Below are 537 nucleotides of genomic sequence, written 5' to 3'. Positions count from 1 at the left end.
GGTACTTCGGGATGAAGGCACACATCGGGGTGGACGTGGAGTCGGGGCTGGTGCACACGGTGACCACGACGCCGGCGAACACCAGCGACGTGACGGAGGTGGAGCGGTTGCTGCACGGCAAGGAGCAGACGGTGTACGCCGATGCCGGCTATCAGGGCGCGGAGAAACGCGCCCCCAAGCGGGGCCGCACGTGGTACATCGCGGCCAAGCGCGGCCGCATCAAGGCGATGCCGGAGGACGCGTTGAAGGAGGCGGTCAAGCACACCGAACACATGAAGGCGGCCGTTCGCGCCAAGGTGGAGCATCCGTTCCGAGTGGTGAAGCGACAGTTCGGTTACCAGAAGGTGCGCTTCAAGGGGCTGTTCAAGAACACGGCGCAGGTACTGACGCTGTTTGCGCTATCCAATCTGTGGATGGCGCGACGAACGTTGCTGGCGTCCGCAGGGGAGGTGCGCCGGTGAGCCAGGAAAGCGACCTGATCAGGGGCGAATAGGCCCTGTGGCAGCATGCGATGTCCGGTGATTCGCACCGTTTTTT

At 64.1% G+C, this 537-nt stretch carries 1 protein-coding gene; it reads left to right on the top strand.

Features of this window, described 5'->3' with window-relative positions; genetic code table 11:
* Window positions 1-461, top strand: a 461-nt coding sequence (locus ACH65_RS17435) for an IS5 family transposase (protein WP_049623908.1), incomplete at its 5' end; no start/stop codon positions are given.
* Between the last annotated feature and the right edge of the window lie 76 nt (window positions 462-537).

It is taken from the genome of Frateuria defendens, from assembly GCF_001182895.1.
In the GTDB taxonomy this organism is placed as follows: Bacteria; Pseudomonadota; Gammaproteobacteria; order Xanthomonadales; family Rhodanobacteraceae; genus Frateuria_B; species Frateuria_B defendens.
The sequence above is the reverse complement of the archived record's forward strand: the minus strand, read 5'-3'. Positions and strand labels throughout refer to the sequence as shown.